The sequence below is a fragment of the Xanthobacter autotrophicus genome (assembly GCF_029991245.1).
Classification (GTDB): domain Bacteria; phylum Pseudomonadota; class Alphaproteobacteria; order Rhizobiales; family Xanthobacteraceae; genus Xanthobacter; species Xanthobacter autotrophicus_C.
On record NZ_JAIVFO010000053.1, the window covers coordinates 15,279 to 28,444 of the forward strand.

The window sequence follows — 13,166 nt, forward strand, 5'->3', positions numbered from 1 at the left end:
ATCCTGCTGTCAGGGTGACAGCAGGATGGAGACCGCCAGCTCAGGCCTTGGCTGCTTCCGCGGCGTCTTCGGCCGCGGCATCCGCCTGGCCCGACGGGGCGACGATGGTGGCCAGCGTGTCATCGCCATGGCCGGCCCAGGTCACACCCGCGGGCAGCTTGAGGTCGGACAGGTGGAAGGTGTCGCCATAGGCGGCGCCGGTCAGGTCCACCTCGACGGAGGCCGGGATCGACTCGGCGGGGCAGTCCAGCTCCACGGAGTGGGCCACGACGTTGAGGGTGCCGCCGGCCTTGAGGGCCGGGGAGGCCTCCGGCTTCACGAAGTGCACCGGCACTTCCACCGTCACGGTTGTGCCCTGCGAGACGCGCAGGAAGTCCACGTGGAGGGGGAAGTCCTTCACCACGTCCATCTGGTAGTCGCGGGGGATCACGCGGTGCTTGGTTCCGTCCACGTCGATCTCGAACAGCGTGGTGAGGAAGTGGCCGGCGTAGATGGTCTTGTTGATTTCGCGGAAGTTCAGCGAAATCGTCACCGGCTCCTGCTTCTCGCCGTAGATCACGGCGGGCACGCGCCCGGCGCGGCGCTCGGCACGGGCGGCCCCCTTGCCGGCCCGCGGGCGCGCCACAGCCTTCAGTTCCTTGATGGCAGTCATGGCACTCGTCCTAACATTGATAAGATTCGACAACGGCGCGTGTCGCGATGCGGGCACGCGTCTTCGGCCGCAGGCACGCCTCCAGGGGGGCGCATGCCGCGAACGAAGGCGCGCTTATAGCCGCGCCATGCCGGCGATGCAACAAAGACGGGCCTTTTCGGGCACCGCAGAAACAATCTGGGGGAAGAGATGCGGCAGAGCACGGGGCGGCGCGTGGCGGCGGGGAGCCTGCTGGCAGGCCTTATCCTGATGGGGGCCTTCGCCCCGGGGGCGGCGCTGGGGCAGCAGGCCACGCCTTCCCCACCTGCGGCCGAGCGCGCCGCCAGTCTCGCCATAGCCAATGCCCGCATCGCGGTGTGGGACATTCCCGATATCGACCTCCTGCCGGACGACGAGGAGGGGCGCCTCGTCCGCTACGGCCGCTCGGTGCTGGAGGCGAGCGCGCGCCACATGGGCCCCGACGCGGCGGACCCGGCTCAGCGCTTTGCCGGCAACAATCTCGCCTGCGTGAACTGCCATCTCGATGCGGGGCGCAAGAAGTTCGGCCTGCCGCTGGTGGCCGCGGCGGCGGACTATCCGCGCTATTCCACCCGCTCCGGCGCGATGGCGGACCTCGCGGACCGCATCGACAGCTGCATGACGCGCTCCATGAACGGCCGCGCCATGCCGCGGGACGCGCGGCCCATGCGCGCCTTGCTCGCCTATCTCACCCTCCTGTCCTCGGCGCTGCCGAAGGATGCGCAGATCGTGGGGGCGGGGGCCGGCGCCATCCCACCCCTCGACCGGCCGGCGGATCCCGCGCGCGGGGCAGTGGTTTATGCGCAGGCCTGCGTCGCCTGTCACCGGGCGGGCGGCGAGGGGCTGCGCCGCAACGAGGCGGATGCGAGCTTCGGCTATGGGGTGCCGCCGCTCTGGGGGCCGGACAGCTTCAATGACGGCGCGGGCATGAACCGGCTCGTCACCATCGCCAATTTCGTCCACGACAACATGCCGAATGGCGTCAGCTGGGTCATGCCGGTGCTTGCGCCGGAGGAGGCCTGGGACGTGGCGGCCTATGTGGCGAGCCAGGCGCGGCCCCATCGCGACGGGCTCGACCGGGACTTCCCGGACCTGCTCGACAAGCCGGTGGACACCCCGTACGGCCCCTATGCGGATGGCTTCCCGGAGGCGCAGCACAAATATGGCCCGTTCGGCCCCATCCGCGCCGAGATCGCGCGGCTGAAGGCGGACAAGGGCCGCGTGCCCAATCCCAACGTGCGGTGAGGCTGCCGGGCCTCCGGAAAGCTATTCCGGGTGCCTATTTGGGCGTGCCGGACTGGCAGGCGTTCGGCTTGCCCTGGCCGAACCAGTTGCCGCATTTGTCGCAGCCGCCAAGGCCGAGGGCGAGCGCCGCGACCACGGCGAGACGGATGACGGCGCGCATGGCTTCTCCTGTTCGATGCGGCGCGACTTTAGAGCGTTTTCGAGCGAAGTGGATACCGGTTCGCGTGAAGAAAACGCGTCAACACCCTCGCGATGCGGCGGGGACGGAAACCCCGTCCCCGCTCGCCCGGCTCAATAGACGATGACGTGCCGCACCACCTCGCCGCGGTCGAGGCGGTCGAAGCCTTCGTTGATCTCGTCCAGCGGACCGGTGGAGGAGAGCAGGCGGTTCACCGGCAGCTTGCCGCGCCGGTAGAGCGCCATGAAGCGCGGAATATCGCGCGGCGGCACGCAACTGCCCATGTAGCTGCCCTTGATGGTGCGTTCCTCGGCCACCAGGTGCACCGGCGGCAGCGAGACCCGGGCATTGGGATTGGCAAGCCCGCCCGTGGTGGTGGTGCCGCCGCGCCTGGTGATCTTGTAGGCCAGCTCGAAGGCGGGGGCCGAGCCCGCCATCTCCACCGCATGGTCCACGCCGCCTTTGGTTGCCGCCTTCACGGCATCCACCACATCGGGATCGTTGGCGAGGAAGGTGTCGGTGGCGCCCAGCGAGCGGGCGATGTCGAGCTTGGCCGGCGACAGGTCGAGGGCGACGATCTGCTCCGCTCCGGCCGCCACCGCGCCCATCACCGCGGAGAGGCCGACGCCGCCGAGGCCCACCACGGCGACGCTCTGGCCGGGCCGCACCCCGCAGGTGTTCACGATGGCGCCGACGCCGGTCATCACCGCGCAGCCGAACAAAGCGGCATCCACCAGCGACATCTCAGGATCGATCTTGATGATGGAGCGGCGCGAGATCACCGCATATTCGCCGAAGCCGGAAATGCCGCACAGATGGTAGGCATCGGTGCCGTCATCGCAGGTGAGCCGCCGGCCGCCGCCGAGCAGGGTGCCGGCGCCGTTGGCGGCCTGGCCGGGGCCGCACATCTGGGCCCGCCCGTCGAGGCAGGACGGGCAGGTGCCGCAGGTGGGCACGAAGCTCATCACCACATGGTCGCCGGGGGCAAGGTCGGTCACGCCGGGGCCGGGCTCCACCACCACGCCGGACGCCTCGTGGCCGAGCACCATGGGCAGCTGGCGGGGACGGTCGCCGTTGATCACCGAGAGGTCGGAATGGCACAGGCCGGCAGCCGCGATCTTGATCAGCACTTCGCCGGCCTGGGGCGGCGCGAGTTCAACCGTTTCAATGGAGAGCGGGCGCGTCTCCCCGTAGGGCTTGCTCACAGGGGACGTGCGAAGCACGGCGGCGCGAATACGCATGATATTTCCTCCCGAGGCTCTTTGCCGACCGTATTGCGGGCGCCGGGGCGGACCGTCAAGCCGGCGCGGCTGCACAATTGGGAGGGGCGAATTTCAGTCGCGCGGACGGAAAGTCGGGGCAGTGCTGCGCTGTCATGAGCCTCTCCCGCTTGCGGAAGAGGAGGGACGTTGCGTTCGGGCTGGGCGGGCCTCGCGCCGGGTGGCGGCGGCTTTCCTGAAAGCCGACCTCAGGCGGCCTCGGCGGCGGTCATGCGGGCGAGCAGCAGGTCCGCCGTCTCGCCGGCGAGGAGGGCGACATTCTGATCCTGCGTGATCATGGCGGCGACAATGGCCCCGTCGATCAGCAGTCCCAGCTGATGGGCGGCGCCATCCGGGTCCCGTGCGCCGGCCTCGGCGGCGAGGCGGGAGAGGGTGGCGAGCACCACCTTCTTGTGGGCAAGGGCGATCTGGCGCATGCGATCGTCCCTTTTGTCGTGCTCGGCCACGGCATTGATGAACGGGCAGCCGAAGAAACGGTCGTCGCCGAACCAGTCGCGCAGCACCGGGAAGATGCGGCGGAGGCGGGCGAGAGGCGCTGCCTCGCCCTTGAGCAGTTCGCCGAGGAACCAGTCGCGCCAGGCCGCGCCCTCGCGTTCCAGCACCGCTTCCACCAGCCGCTCCTTGGAGCCGAACGTTTTGTAGAGCGTCGCCTTGGCCGTGGCCGCCTCCGCCACCACCGCGTCCACGCCCACGGCGGTGATGCCGTATTGGCAGAACAGGCGCGTGGCCGCGGCGATGATGCGCTCGCGAGCTTTCGGCTCCACGTCGGGAGCCGGCTCCGGGGTGTGGTGGGGATTGGAGGAGCGCGGGGCCTTCACCTTCCCCGGCTGGGCCTTCCCCGCTTGGGCCTGCACCGTTTTCGCCTGCTGCATTGCTTCTCACCACTGTGCCGCTTTGGTGGGCACAAAGACAGACCTGTCTGTTAAATACAGGCAGGAATCATGCCGTGCAATCCCGACGTTGAGCGAGGGAAAATCCAGCCTTCTCTGAAGGAAACAGCGTTTCCCGGTGGGCGCGACGCCTCAGTCTTGCATCTGGCACACACCGTGCATAAGACAGACCGGTCTGTCTATATTCTCCAGGAGAACCGGATGTCTCAACCCAACACCGTCCTGACCGGCTGCCTGATGCCGGAGGCGACCACGGGCTGCCTCGCCCCCATCGACAAGGACGGGCTCGAGAAGCTCATCGCCGCCGGCAAGGCCGACCCCAAGGTCATCAAGACCCTAAAGTGCAAGACGGTGGCCGAGGGGCGCTTCCGGCATGCCAACTACATCCGCAACCTTGCCCCCTACATCGTGGACGAGCCCCCGGGCCTGCTCGGTGACGATACCGCGCCCAACCCGTCCGAGGCGTCGCTGGCGGCGCTCGGCTCCTGCCTGGCGGTGGGGCTCCACGCCAATGCGGTGCATCGCGGCTGGATCGTGCGCAAGCTGGAACTCCAGCTGGAAGGCGATCTCAACATCACCGCCGTGTGGGGCACCGGCGACGTGAGCGAGAAGCCGGTGGGCTTCACCGACGTGCGCGTGAAGGTGGAGATGGAGTGCGACGGCGTGCCGAAGGAAGAGGTCGACGCCCTCATCTCCCACGTCACCAAGTGGTCGCCGGTGGCCAACACCTTCGTGCGTCCGGTCAATCTTGAAGTGGCGCTGGCCTGAGGCCTGCCGCCAGCCCCACGGCATGCCCGGTCGATCCGGGCATGCCGCCGCCTTCCGGGACCGCCAGAGGATTGCCAGAGGATTGCCATGTCATTGACCGCCGTGACCGCCTTGTCGCCGCATGATCTGTCCGCTTCCGGCATCGATGCCGGGGCGGCCCTCGCCGAGATCGGCAAGATCGCGGTGACCGACCTGTCCGCCTGGGCCCGGGCCATCGACGAGGGCACCTATCCGGCCACCCTGCTGCACCGCTTCGCCGACGCCGGCGCCTTCCGCCTCCATCTGGCCGACGGCCACCAGCTCGGCGCCACCATCGAGGGCATGAGCCGCATCTCCGAGGTGTGCACCTCGTCCGCCTTCATGGCGTGGTGCCAGAACACCCTGGTCTGGTATCTCATCAATTCGCAGAATGCGGCCGCGCGGTCGAAGTATCTCGCCGCCGCCGCCACCGGCCATGTGCTGGGCGGCACCGCGCTGTCCAACCCCATGAAGTCCTTCTTCGGCATCGAGACGCTGAAGCTGAAGGGCACCCGCGTGGACGGCGGCTACAGGGTGAAGGGCATCCTGCCGTGGGTGTCGAACCTCGGCCCCGACCATTTCTTCGGTGCCATCTTCGCGCTGGAGGGCGGCGAGCCGGTGATGGCGCTCATCGACTGCGCCGATCCGGCGGTGACGCTGAAGCCCTGCGAGCCGTTCCTGTCCATGGACGGCACCGGCACCTATGGCGTTCAGGTCCGCGACCTGTTCGTGCCCGACGACATGGTGCTGGCCCATGAGGCCGTGGCCTTCGTGAAGACCATGCGCGCCGGCTTCATCCTGCTGCAGGCGGGCATGGCCATCGGCCTGATCCGCGACTGCATCGCCATGATGCGCGAGGTGGAGGGACCCCTCGGCCACGTCAACCGCTTCCTGGACGTGCAGCCGGACGCCATGGCCGAGGCCCTCGCCGTCCTGGAGGCGGAGGTGAACGCGCTGGCGCAGACCCCCTTCGACACCAGCCCGGACTATTGGCGCCGCGTGGTGACGGCCCGCCTTCTCGCCGGCGAGAAGAGCGTGGAGGCGGCCCACAACGCCATGCTCCATTGCGGTGCCCGCGGCTATGTGCGGGCCAGCCGCTGCCAGCGCCGCCTGCGCGAGGCCTATTTCGTCGCCATCGTCACGCCGGCCACCAAGCAGTTGAAATTGATGCTGGACCAGATGCCGGCCTAGCGCATTCCGAAAATGGGTCGCCGGCCGGCGTGATGAAGCCGCGCACGACCGGTGCCAGAACCCAAACTCACAACAAGCGAGGGGCGCAAAGCTCCCGAAACCTTCCGGTTTTCTCGTCATTCACCCTGCGAGAGGGGATCACCATGAGCACCATCCTGATTTCGCCGCCCGACCTGTCCGCGCTGATCCTGTCCGAGCCCACCGTCGTCATCGATACGCGCAACCCCGAAAGCTACGCGGCCGGGCATGTGCCCGGCGCGGTGAACCTCCACGAGATCTTCACCTTCCTCGCCACCTCGACCCCCGAGGGCTATGCGGAACTGCGCGCGAGGTTCGCCGACGCCTTCGGCAAGGCCGGCCTCTCCGGCGCGGAGACGGCGGTGATCTACGAGCAGTCCATGAATTCGGGCTTCGGCCAGTCCTGCCGCGGCTATTTCCTGCTCACCTTCCTCGGTTATCCCAGGATCAAGGTGCTGCATGGCGGCTTTGCCGCGTGGGAGGCCGCGGGCCTGCCCGTCACCACCGCCGTGCCCGAGCCCAAGGCCGCCACCTTCCCGGTGGACGAGGCCGCGGGCGAGGTGATCATCGATGCCGCCGCCATGCTCGCGGCGGTGGAGGACCCCGCCGTCGCCAAGCTCGACGTGCGCGACGTGGACGAATGGATCGGCGAAAGCTCCTCGCCCTATGGCAAGGATTTCTGCCCGCGCAAGGGCCGCATACCCGGCGCCAAGTGGATCGAATGGTACCGCATGATGAAGCCCACGGCCGAAGGCCCGCGCTTCAAGTCCGCGCCCGAGATCCTGGCCGAGTGCGCCACCGTGGGCATTTCACCTGAAACCCCAGTCTATCTCTACTGCTTCAAAGGGGCGCGGGCCTCCAACACCTTCCTCGCGCTGAAAGAAGCAGGGGTAAAGGACGTGAAGATGTATTTTGGCTCCTGGAACGAGTGGTCGCGCGATCCGGCGCTCCCCATCGAGGAGGGGCATCCGGCGGCGGCCACGGCCTGAACCGAAGGAGCTATGAGCGTGCCCGAGATCACCTGCTATTTCAGCCCTCAATCGGGCTATGCCTATCTGGGGCACCCCCGCCTCGTCGCCATCGCGCGCGAGCACGGCGCCAGCATTCTCTGGCGGCCCGTGGACATCCTGAAAGTCTTCGCCGAGGGCGGCTCCACCGCCCCGGCGAAGCAGTCCCCCGTGCGTAACGCCTATCGCAAGCAGGACATCGTGCGCTGGGCCAAGCTGCGCGGCATTCCCATCACCACCGAGCCGGCCTTCTGGCCCACGGACACGCTGCCCGCCTGCCGCCTGATCGCCGCCGCGCAAGGCGAGGGCATCGACCCCGCGGCCCTCATCTTCGCCTGCCTCGGTGCGGTGTGGGCGCGGGACATCCAGATTTCCGAGCGCGCCAACCTCATCCGCCTTGCCGACGAGGTGGGGCTGGACGGCGCGCGCCTCGTGGAGCTGTCCGAGAGCGTGGCCGCCGCCGAGCAGGTCCAGCGCAACACCGTGGCGGCCATCGAGGCCGGGGTGTTCGGCTCGCCCTCCTACGTGGTGAAGGGGCAACTCTATTTCGGCCAGGACCGGCTGGACTTCGTCGCCGCCGCGCTGGCGGCCGGAGAGGCGGGGGCGGCGCTGTGAGCGCCCCCGTCGTCATCGTCGGGGCGGGGCAGGCGGCGGCGCAGGCCGTCACCTCCCTGAAGGCCGAGGGCCATGCCGGCGACATCGTCGTGATCGGCGACGAGCCCTATCTGCCCTACCAGCGCCCGCCGCTCTCCAAGGCCTATCTCGGCGATGAGATGACCGAGGACCGGCTCGAATTGAAGGCGCCCAAATTCTATGCGGATGCCGGCGTGGACCTGCGCCTCGGCACCCGCGTCGTCCGCCTGCTGCCGGCCGGGAAGGCGGTGGAACTGGCGGACGGGTCCCGCCTTGCCTACGGCGCCCTGCTGATCGCCACCGGCACCCGCGCCCGCGCGCTGCCGGTGCCGGGGGCGGAGCTTTCCGGCGTCTTCTCCATCCGCTCCATCGACGACGTGAAGCACTTTCGCGCCGCCGCCGTGCCGGGGGCGAAGCTCGTCATCATCGGCGGCGGCTATATCGGCCTTGAGGTGGCCGCCAAGGCGAGGAAGCTCGGCCTCGACGTGACCGTGGTGGAAGGCCTGCCGCGCCTGCTCGCCCGGGTCGCCTGCACCACCATCTCCGACTTCGCCCGCGCTTTGCATGAGGGCAACGGCGTCACCATCCTCACCGGCATGGGCGTGGCCCGGCTGATCGGCCCGGAGCGCGTGACGGGCGTCGCGCTGGCCGACGGCCGGGTGCTGCCGGCCGATCTCGTGCTCTCCGCCGTGGGCGCGGTGCCCAACCAGGAACTGGCCGCCGAGGCGGGGCTGGTGCTGGAAAACGGCATCCGCGTGGACGAGACGACGCGCACCAGCGTGCCGGACATCCACGCCGCCGGCGATGTCGCCTCTTTTCCGAGCAGGCTCTATGGCCGGCGCGTGCGCCTGGAATCCGTGCAGAATGCCATCGATCAGGCCAAGGCTGCCGCAAAAGCGATCATGGGTGGTGTCGTTGCATACGATCCCATCCCCTGGTTCTGGTCCGACCAGTATGATGTGAAGCTCCAGATCGCCGGCCTCATCGACGGTTTCGAGCGCACCGAAACGGAGGGCGACATGGCCGCCGGACGCTTCTGCGTGCGGTATTTCGCGCAGGACCGGCTGCTGGCGGTCTGCTCGGTCAACGATCCCAAGAGCCACATGCTGGCGCGCAAGGCGCTCGCCACCCCACCCCCCGTGCCCATTCCCGGCTAGGGCGTGGCACGGGCATTGCCATCACCATGCGTCACCTGCCCACGCAACCCTCGCAACCCGCCCTCACGGAGAGCCCCCGATGTCGATGTTCTCGAACCCGTTCTCGCTGAAGTCGAAGCTCGGCCGCTGCCTGTGCGGGCGCCATGCGACGCCCGAGGAGCATGCGGCTGCGGAGCGGGCGGCGGGGCTCGGCGACGAGGCGCGCTATCGCGATGTGGTGGCCTCCGGCCTCATGCGCGCGCTGTTTCCCAACGACATGAAGCGCCGCGCCTTCCTCAAGGCGGTGGGCGCCTCCACCGCCGCGGCGGCGCTGGCCACCTTCTTCCCGTTGGATGCCGCCACCGAGGCGTTCGCCGCCACCGGCAAGCCGGAGAAGACCGACCTGAAGGTGGGCTTCATCCCCATCACCTGCGCCACCCCCATCATCATGGCGCACCCCATGGGCTTCTATGCGAAGCAGGGTCTGAACGTGGAGGTGGTGAAGACCGCCGGCTGGGCGGTGATCCGCGACAAGACCATCAACAAGGAATATGACGCCGCCCACATGCTGGCGCCCATGCCTTTGGCCATCTCCCAGGGTCTCGGCTCCAACCCCATCCCATTTGTCACCGCCGCCATCGAGAACATCAACGGCCAGTCCTTCACCCTCGGCATCAAGCACAAGGACAAGATGGACGTGAAGTCTTGGAAGGGGCTGAAGTTCGCCATCCCCTACGACTTCTCCATGCACAATTACCTGTTGCGCTATTTGCTGGCGGAGAACGGCATCGATCCCGACACCGACGTGCAGCTGCGCGTGGTGCCGCCGCCGGAGATGGTGGCCAACCTCCGCGCCGAGAACATCGACGGCTTCCTCGCCCCCGACAACATCGCCCAGCGCGCGGTGTTCGACGGCGTGGGCTTCATCCACTCCCTGTCCAAGACCATGTGGGACGGCCACCCCTGCTGCGCCTTCGCGGCGAGCCGGGAGTTCATCACCACCATGCCCAATACCTATGCGGCGCTGCTGCGGGCCATCATCGATGCCACCGGCTATGCCTCCAGGGCCGAGAACCGCAAGGCGGTGGCCGAGGCCATCGCCCCGCCGGCCTATCTCAACGCGCCGGTGACGGTGCTGGAGCAGGTGCTGGTGGGCAAGTTCGCGGACGGCCTCGGCAACATCAAGGACGACCCCAGGCGCATCGATTTCGACCCGTTCCCGTGGGAGAGCTTCGCCGTGTGGATGCTGACCCAGATGAAGCGCTGGGGCCAGATCAAGGGTGAGGTGGATTACGCCTCGGTCGCCAGCCAGGTGTTCCTCGCCACCGACGCCGCCAAGGTGATGAAGGAGATGGGGCTGACCCCGCCCGCCGCCACCTCCAAGTCGTTCTCGGTGATGGGCAAGGTGTTCGATCCGGCAAAGCCCGCCGAATACGTGGCCTCCTTCGCCATCAGGCGGAGCTGAGCCATGAACAGCCTCGGCGTGCGCGCCGGCCTGCTCTCGGTGCTGCTGTTCATCGCCTTCTGCGTGCTCTGGCAGGTCGCCGTCACCCCGAGCGCAAGCACGGGGCCGGCGCTCGATCCGGAATATGCCAAGCTCATGGGCATCTCCACCGAGGGGGCAAAATCCGCCATGCCGGGGCCGCTCGACGTGGCGCAAAAGCTCTGGGACAACCTGAAGCGGCCGTTCTACGACAACGGGCCGAACGACAAGGGGCTGGGCCTTCAGCTGCTCTATTCGATCGGCCGGGTGGCGCTGGGCTATGCCCTGGCGGTGCTGGTGGCGGTGCCCATCGGCTTCCTCATCGGCATGTCGCCGCTCGCCTACCGCGCGCTCGACCCCTTCATCCAGGTGCTGAAACCCATCTCGCCGCTCGCCTGGATGCCGCTCGCGCTCTACACCATCAAGGATTCCGCGCTCTCGGCCATCTTCGTCATCTTCATCTGCTCGGTGTGGCCCATGCTGCTCAACACCGCCTTCGGGGTGGGGGCGGTGCGCAAGGAATGGCTGAACGTGGCCCGCACCCTGGAAGTGGGGCCATGGCGGCGGGCCTTCACGGTGATCCTGCCGGCGGCGGCGCCCACCATCCTCACCGGCATGCGCATTTCCATCGGCATCGCCTGGCTGGTCATCGTGGCGGCGGAGATGCTCGTGGGCGGCACCGGCATCGGCTACTTCGTGTGGAACGAGTGGAACAACCTCTCCATCGCCAATGTCATCGTGGGCATCCTGCTCATCGGCGTCGTGGGCATGGTGCTCGACCTGATCCTGGCGCGCCTGCAGAAGCGCGTGACCTTTCCGGAGTGAGCGCCGTGGCCGTGAGCGATCCCAAATTCATCTCCATCGAGGGCATCGCCCGGCGCTATCCGGCGGCGGGGGGCAGCTTTACCACCATCTTCGAGAACCTGTGGCTGCAGGTGCCGCGCGGGGAATTCGTCTGCATCATCGGCCATTCGGGATGCGGCAAGACGAGCGTGCTCAACATCCTCGCCGGGCTGGAGACCCCCTCCGACGGCGTGGTGGTGGTGGACGGGCAGGCCATCGAGGGGCCGAGCCTCGACCGCGCCGTCATCTTCCAGGGCCATGCTTTGCTGCCGTGGAAGAGCGTGCTCGGCAACGTGGCCTATGCGGTCTCCTCCCGCTGGCGCAAGGCGGGACGCGCCGAGGTGGAGGAGCGGGCGAAGCGCTTCATCGATCTCGTGGGCCTCAAGGGCAATGAGGGCAAGAAGCCTGCGGAGCTGTCCGGCGGCATGCGCCAGCGCGTGGGCATCGCCCGGGCGCTGTCCATCGAGCCCAAGATCATGCTCATGGACGAGCCGTTCTCGGCGCTGGACGCGCTCACCCGCGGCACGCTGCAGGACGAGGTGCGGCGCATCTGCAAGTCCACCGGCCAGACCGTGGTGATGATCACCCACGACGTGGACGAGGCCATCTACCTCGCCGACAGGATCGTGCTCATGACCAACGGCCCGGAGGCCATGGTGGCCGAGGTGGTGGAGAACCCGCTTCCGGCCGACCGCCGCCGCGACACCATCCACCGCGAGCCCGATTTCTACACCGTGCGCAACCACCTGGTGGACTTCCTGGTGTCCCGCAGCCGCACCTTCAGGGATGAGAAGCCGGCGGGCCATGACCCGCGCCATCCGCCCCTGGTGCGCCTTGGCGTGCCGGCCGCGCCGCCGCCCGCCAACACCATCCCCTTTCCCGCCGTTGCCAAGGGTCGCGAGTGACCGCGCGGGGCGGGCCCGACAAGAACCAAGAGTGGAGAGCAAGACCCATGAAGCGCGAGCAACTCACCGAGAAGATCCTCGACATCAAGCGCGAGAAGGGCTGGACCTGGAAATACATCTGCGAGGAGATCGGCGGCATGTCGCCGTTCCTCGTGGTGGGCGCGCTGCTGGGCCAGATGAAGCTGGTGAAGCCGCTGGCCAGCAAGGCGGCAGTGCTGTTCGGCCTCTCCGAGGTGGAGGAGCGCATGCTGAACGAGGTGCCCATGCGCGGCGCCGGCACGCCCATGCCCCCCACCGACCCGCTCATCTACCGCTTCTACGAGCTGGTGATGGTGAACGGCCCGGCGTGGAAGGCGCTCATCGAGGAGGAGTTCGGCGACGGCATCATGTCGGCCATCGACTTCAACATGGAGATGGTGCGCGAGCCCAATCCCAAGGGCGACCGGGTGCAGATCACCATGTCCGGCAAGTTCCTGCCCTACAAATATTACGGCAACGAGCAGGGCATTCCCGACTACGGCTTCAAGGAAAGCTGAGGGGCGGGCGTTCGCGTCCGGCGGTCGGTGGATCGCCGGCGGGCGCGGGATGCCGGGGCCGCAAACGAAAAACCCCGCCGGGTGACCGGCGGGGTTTTTCGTTTCACGTAAACTGCAGGGCCAGCTTCAATCGTTGAAGAGCGCGGTCTGCTCGGGGGCAGGGGCCTCGCCGCCTGCCGCCTGCTCGGCCGCACCCTCGGCGCGGGTGCGGAAGCGGCGCCGACGACCACGACGGGCATCCGTGCCCTCGGTCGCCTCGGCGGCCTCAGGGGCTTCCGGTGCCTCCTCGCGGGGCGGCTCGATCCGTGCAGCCTCGACCCGTGCAGGTTCGGCACGAACGGGCTCAGGGCGGGGCGGCTCGGCGC

The 13,166-nt window shown here is 68.3% G+C and carries 14 protein-coding genes and 1 pseudogene; 10 read left to right on the forward strand and 5 right to left on the reverse strand.

The genetic code is table 11. The features are described from left to right. Nucleotides 1-40: 40 nt before the first annotated feature. Nucleotides 41-652: a 50S ribosomal protein L25/general stress protein Ctc gene (locus K9U41_RS11050; protein ID WP_282640894.1), complete on the reverse strand. Its 612-nt coding sequence runs from the start codon at nucleotides 650-652 to the stop codon at nucleotides 41-43. A 189-nt stretch (nucleotides 653-841) separates the two neighbouring features. On the opposite strand from K9U41_RS11050, the gene K9U41_RS11055 reads away from it, so the two are divergent. Continuing rightward, nucleotides 842-1,915, forward strand: a complete 1,074-nt coding sequence (locus K9U41_RS11055) for a c-type cytochrome (RefSeq protein WP_282640895.1) — start codon at nucleotides 842-844, stop codon at nucleotides 1,913-1,915. Nucleotides 1,916-1,949: 34 nt separating this feature from the next. On the opposite strand, the gene K9U41_RS11060 is transcribed toward K9U41_RS11055, so the two are convergent. From K9U41_RS11060 to K9U41_RS11070, 3 genes are all read right to left on the reverse strand, one after another. Then, on the reverse strand, nucleotides 1,950-2,075 hold the full coding sequence (locus K9U41_RS11060; protein WP_269149865.1) for a hypothetical protein: 126 nt from the start codon (nucleotides 2,073-2,075) through the stop codon (nucleotides 1,950-1,952). A 131-nt stretch (nucleotides 2,076-2,206) separates the two neighbouring features. Beyond that, nucleotides 2,207-3,334 carry a zinc-dependent alcohol dehydrogenase family protein gene (locus K9U41_RS11065; protein ID WP_282640896.1) on the reverse strand — a complete coding sequence of 376 codons (1,128 nt, stop codon included), beginning with the start codon at nucleotides 3,332-3,334 and terminating at the stop codon, nucleotides 2,207-2,209. Nucleotides 3,335-3,561: 227 nt separating this feature from the next. Next, nucleotides 3,562-4,245 carry a TetR/AcrR family transcriptional regulator gene (locus K9U41_RS11070; RefSeq protein WP_282640897.1) on the reverse strand — a complete coding sequence of 228 codons (684 nt, stop codon included), beginning with the start codon at nucleotides 4,243-4,245 and terminating at the stop codon, nucleotides 3,562-3,564. Between the two features lie 219 nt (nucleotides 4,246-4,464). On the opposite strand from K9U41_RS11070, the gene K9U41_RS11075 reads away from it, so the two are divergent. The 9 genes from K9U41_RS11075 (at nucleotide 4,465) to cynS (ending at nucleotide 12,801) form a co-directional block, all read left to right on the forward strand. After that, entirely contained in the window at nucleotides 4,465-5,031 is a 567-nt protein-coding gene (locus K9U41_RS11075) for an OsmC family protein (RefSeq protein WP_282640898.1), read from the forward strand. 87 nt (nucleotides 5,032-5,118) lie between these two features. Then, the gene (locus tag K9U41_RS11080; protein ID WP_282640899.1) at nucleotides 5,119-6,240 is read left to right on the forward strand and encodes an acyl-CoA dehydrogenase family protein; all 1,122 of its coding nucleotides are present in this window, start codon (nucleotides 5,119-5,121) and stop codon (nucleotides 6,238-6,240) included. A gap of 143 nt (nucleotides 6,241-6,383) precedes the next feature. Further along, a complete protein-coding gene (locus K9U41_RS11085; protein WP_282640900.1) occupies nucleotides 6,384-7,247 on the forward strand; it encodes a sulfurtransferase in 864 nt (287 codons plus the stop codon). A gap of 18 nt (nucleotides 7,248-7,265) precedes the next feature. Further along, nucleotides 7,266-7,880, forward strand: coding sequence for a 2-hydroxychromene-2-carboxylate isomerase (locus tag K9U41_RS11090; protein WP_282640901.1), 615 nt, complete (start codon nucleotides 7,266-7,268; stop codon nucleotides 7,878-7,880). Further along, the gene (locus K9U41_RS11095; protein ID WP_282640902.1) at nucleotides 7,877-9,055 is read left to right on the forward strand and encodes an NAD(P)/FAD-dependent oxidoreductase; all 1,179 of its coding nucleotides are present in this window, start codon (nucleotides 7,877-7,879) and stop codon (nucleotides 9,053-9,055) included. The genes K9U41_RS11090 and K9U41_RS11095 overlap by 4 nt, the downstream gene beginning before the upstream one ends. Nucleotides 9,056-9,134: 79 nt before the next feature. Next, a complete protein-coding gene (locus K9U41_RS11100; protein ID WP_282640903.1) occupies nucleotides 9,135-10,499 on the forward strand; it encodes a CmpA/NrtA family ABC transporter substrate-binding protein in 1,365 nt (454 codons plus the stop codon). 3 nt (nucleotides 10,500-10,502) lie between these two features. Continuing rightward, nucleotides 10,503-11,342 (forward strand): nitrate ABC transporter permease, encoded by an 840-nt coding sequence (gene ntrB / locus K9U41_RS11105; protein ID WP_282640904.1) that lies wholly within the window; start codon nucleotides 10,503-10,505, stop codon nucleotides 11,340-11,342. Between the two features lie 11 nt (nucleotides 11,343-11,353). Then, nucleotides 11,354-12,265 carry an ABC transporter ATP-binding protein gene (locus K9U41_RS11110; RefSeq protein ID WP_282640905.1) on the forward strand — a complete coding sequence of 304 codons (912 nt, stop codon included), beginning with the start codon at nucleotides 11,354-11,356 and terminating at the stop codon, nucleotides 12,263-12,265. Nucleotides 12,266-12,312: 47 nt separating this feature from the next. Beyond that, nucleotides 12,313-12,801, forward strand: a complete 489-nt coding sequence (gene cynS, locus K9U41_RS11115) for a cyanase (protein WP_282640906.1) — start codon at nucleotides 12,313-12,315, stop codon at nucleotides 12,799-12,801. Nucleotides 12,802-12,927: 126 nt separating this feature from the next. Here cynS and K9U41_RS11120 read toward each other — a convergent pair. Continuing rightward, nucleotides 12,928-13,166 (reverse strand): annotated as a pseudogene (locus tag K9U41_RS11120) (hypothetical protein); the annotation flags it as partial.

What these genes read in the sequence shown, in the direction of transcription:
- K9U41_RS11100 (WP_282640903.1), top strand. Translation starts at nt 9,135, where the DNA reads ATGTCGATGTTCTCGAACCCGTTCTCGCTGAAGTCGAAGCTCGGCCGC.
- K9U41_RS11065 (WP_282640896.1), bottom strand. Translation starts at nt 3,334, where the DNA reads ATGCGTATTCGCGCCGCCGTGCTTCGCACGTCCCCTGTGAGCAAGCCC.
- K9U41_RS11075 (WP_282640898.1), top strand. Translation starts at nt 4,465, where the DNA reads ATGTCTCAACCCAACACCGTCCTGACCGGCTGCCTGATGCCGGAGGCG.
- K9U41_RS11080 (WP_282640899.1), top strand. Translation starts at nt 5,119, where the DNA reads ATGTCATTGACCGCCGTGACCGCCTTGTCGCCGCATGATCTGTCCGCT.
- ntrB (WP_282640904.1), top strand. Translation starts at nt 10,503, where the DNA reads ATGAACAGCCTCGGCGTGCGCGCCGGCCTGCTCTCGGTGCTGCTGTTC.
- K9U41_RS11055 (WP_282640895.1), top strand. Translation starts at nt 842, where the DNA reads ATGCGGCAGAGCACGGGGCGGCGCGTGGCGGCGGGGAGCCTGCTGGCA.
- K9U41_RS11060 (WP_269149865.1), bottom strand. Translation starts at nt 2,075, where the DNA reads ATGCGCGCCGTCATCCGTCTCGCCGTGGTCGCGGCGCTCGCCCTCGGC.
- K9U41_RS11085 (WP_282640900.1), top strand. Translation starts at nt 6,384, where the DNA reads ATGAGCACCATCCTGATTTCGCCGCCCGACCTGTCCGCGCTGATCCTG.
- K9U41_RS11050 (WP_282640894.1), bottom strand. Translation starts at nt 652, where the DNA reads ATGACTGCCATCAAGGAACTGAAGGCTGTGGCGCGCCCGCGGGCCGGC.
- cynS (WP_282640906.1), top strand. Translation starts at nt 12,313, where the DNA reads ATGAAGCGCGAGCAACTCACCGAGAAGATCCTCGACATCAAGCGCGAG.
- K9U41_RS11070 (WP_282640897.1), bottom strand. Translation starts at nt 4,245, where the DNA reads ATGCAGCAGGCGAAAACGGTGCAGGCCCAAGCGGGGAAGGCCCAGCCG.